At 37.5% G+C, this 3,253-nt stretch carries 3 protein-coding genes; all 3 read right to left on the reverse strand.

What is annotated here, in order from left to right; translation table 11 throughout:
- Positions 1 to 398: Rpn family recombination-promoting nuclease/putative transposase (locus NFR61_RS11025; protein WP_251624112.1), on the reverse strand; the 398-nt coding region annotated here is incomplete at its 3' end.
- A 184-nt stretch (positions 399 to 582) separates the two neighbouring features.
- A complete protein-coding gene (locus tag NFR61_RS11030) occupies positions 583 to 801 on the reverse strand; it encodes a dephospho-CoA kinase (RefSeq protein WP_251624114.1) in 219 nt (72 codons plus the stop codon).
- Positions 802 to 961: 160 nt separating this feature from the next.
- Positions 962 to 3,253, reverse strand: a 2,292-nt coding sequence (locus NFR61_RS11035) for a hypothetical protein (RefSeq protein ID WP_251624117.1), incomplete at its 5' end; no start/stop codon positions are given.

Genomic DNA, 3,253 nt, shown 5'->3' on the forward strand with positions numbered 1-3,253 from the left:
CGGCCGTGATACACGTAATCCGTACCCTGACCGAGGTCAAAGTAAACGATATTCACCGAATACACCTTACGTATCTTTTCGTACAAATCACCTTCCGAAATATACTCCGTCACCGCCTTCGACACACCGTAAAGCATCCGCAGAAAATAATCCAGTTCCCGGTTATTCTGCACCTCCACTATTATCAACTCCCCCTTGCTGTCCTCCGCCAACAGGTCCACGCGGTTAAACTTATCCGTAAAATCATCCTTATTCCCCTCACTCTCCAGAATACTGCGGATAGTTATCTTCTCCTCCAGCAGGCTGCTGAGGAAACCCTCGAGGACTACGAAATTACTTTTGTGGCGTAACAGGCGTTTCATCGCCCAATCGAAACGGACAAGATGCGGTAAAGGCATAAATTCGGATTTTCAGTTCACACCACAAAGATAGGACATCTTATCCACATATCGAGCAGGGAGGCGGAAAAAAGAGAAAGGGGGAAAATTCCCCCGTTCAATTACCCCCTATTTTATAACGTCTAAAACTTTAGAACCTCTTCCGGTATTCAAGGAGCCAATTTGGTACCTTGAAAATTCATCTTTATTTATAAGGCGTACGTTCATGCAATTGGCGGAAACTCTCGATTTTTTCATCATTCAGTTCTCCGGTTTCCCACAAATGATTTATCTCCTCCTGTGCCTGTTTGGCAAAAAAATCTGAAATAACCTGTTTCAACTGGTCGAGTGCTTCCGAAGTTTTAACGAACGACATCATTTTAAGCAATTGCAACTGTGCCGGATTAAAAACAGTAGTTTCCATAATCATTCTTTTTCAACATCCACAAAATTAGCGTTCCTGTCTATACAAACAAAGTTTTTATGCTCATTTAACCTAAAATATATGACCTCCTTTACACAAATCAAAAAGAGAAAGGGGGAAAAATTCCCCCTTTCCATTCGTCAGCTTTTCGATGTTTCATTTATTTATTCGACGAACAATTTCCATTTAATAAAGCATCTTTCGTCGGATTATAGCCATTTCCACTTGTACTAAAATCACAACCGCTGCTTCCGACAGCCCCTTTCAATGCACAAAAATCATACAAAGCGGGACAATCGGTGATGCTGATACCCTGTACGTTCTTCAACTTTTCAAGCCCATCAAACGAAATCAAAGACGACAACGAATAAAGAGAAAAAGCATAATAACTAGAACTATTAGGCTCAGAAATATCGGAATATACTTTAAAATAACCTCCGACACTCTCCAAACTTCCCAAGCCAGCAAAAGACTCCAGTGATTTCAACGAAGAAGAAGAATAAGCAGAAACCCATGAGGCAGAATAACCTACATAAGACTTAGCAGAAGAAAGTACCTCAAAATTTCCACCGATACTTTTCAACTTATTCAAGCCTACAAAAGACTCCAATGAACTCAAAGAAGAAGTAGTATATGAATGGGACTGATAAACATTAGAAATATAATTACGAGAATTGGAATTTACTTTGAAATTTCCGCCAATACGCTCTAAATTATCCAAGCCTTCAAAAGATTTCAAGGAAGATAAAGAAGAAGAATTAGAAGAATATTTAGAACTACTAGAAGAATGATAAGCAGAAGAAAGCACCTCAAAATCTCCACCGATACTTCTCAACTTGCTCAAGCCTACAAAAGATTCCAAAGATTTTAAAGTAGAAGAGGCAGAAGTAGAAGAGGTATCTGAAGATACAACCTTAAAATTCCCCTCAATGCTCTCCAAATTCTCCAAACCTTCAAAAGACTGCAAAGCATTCAAAGAAGCATTGGCATTCACTTCAAAATCTCCGCCGATACGCTTCAACTTATTTAATCCATTAAAAGATTTCAAAGAACTCAATGTATTCCGATAAGAATTCACTTTAAAATTTTCAGCGATACTCTCCAAATTTTCCAATCCTACAAAAGATTCTAAAGCTTCCAAAGAAGAAGAACCGGAAGCGACCACTTCAAAATCTTCACCAATACTTTTCAACTTACTCAAGCCTTCAAAAGACTTCAAAGAAGACAAAGAAGAAGAAGAGTTAGAAGAAGAAAGCACTTTAAAATTCCCGCCGATACTCTCCAAATTATCCAAACCACTAAAAGACTCCAAAGAAGACAAAGAAGAAGATGTAGAAGAAGAATTAGAAGAAGAATTAGAATTCACCTCAAAATCGCCACCAATACTTTTCAACTTACTTAAACCGCTAAAAGACTTCAAAGCCTTCAATGAAGAAGGAGAAGCATTAGAAGAATTATTAGAATTAGAAGAAGAAAGCACCTTAAAACTACCGCCAATACTCTCCAAATTATCCAAACCACTAAAAGACTCCAAAGAAGACAAAGAAGAAGATGTAGAAGAAGAATTCACCTCAAAATCGCCACCGATACTCTTCAATTTATTTAATCCTTCAAAAGACTGCAAAGCATTTAAAGAAGAGTTAGCGGTTATCTCAAAATTTCCACTAATGCTCTCCAAACTACTTAAACCGCCAAAAGATTCCAAAGAATAAGTATTGGTTACCTCAAAATTTCCACTAATACTTTTCAAACCACTCAAACCGTCAAAAGATTTCAAAGAATAAGCTTTGGTTACCTCAAAATTCCCGCCGATACTCTCCAAACTCTCCAAACCTGCAAAAGATTCCAAAGAAGAAAAAGAAGAATAATAAGAATCATTGGCATTCACCTCAAAATCGCCACCAATACTTTTCAACTTACTTAAACCATTAAAAGACTTCAAAGCCTCCAATGAAGAAGAAGAAGAAGAAATCACTTTAAAACTTCCGCCGATACTCTCCAAGCTCTCCAAGCCTGCAAAAGATTCTAAAGAAGACAAAGAAGAATTAGAAGAAGAAGAACTCACCTCAAAATCGCCACCAATACTTTTCAACTTACCCAAACCATTAAAAGACTTCAAAGCCTTCAATGAAGAAGAAGAAGAAATCACTTTAAAACTCCCGCCGATACTCTCCAAGCTCTCCAAGCCTGCAAAAGATTCTAAAGAAGAAAAAGAAGAATAATAAGAATCATTGGCATTCACCTCAAAATCGCCACCAATACTTTTCAACTTACTTAAACCATTAAAAGACTTCAAAGCCTTCAATGAAGAAGAAGAAGAAATCACTTTAAAACTTCCGCCGATACTCTCCAAGCTCTCCAAGCCTGCAAAAGATTCTAAAGAAGAAAAAGAAGAATAATAAGAATCATTGGCATTCACCTCAAAATCGCCACCAATACTTTTCAACTTACT

This window comes from Odoribacter lunatus (assembly GCF_943193135.1).
Classification (GTDB): Bacteria; Bacteroidota; Bacteroidia; order Bacteroidales; family Marinifilaceae; genus Culturomica; species Culturomica lunata.

Bases quoted from the DNA above. Each gene is read 5' to 3' on its own strand.
- NFR61_RS11030 (WP_251624114.1), bottom strand. From the start codon at position 801: ATGGAAACTACTGTTTTTAATCCGGCACAGTTGCAATTGCTTAAAATG.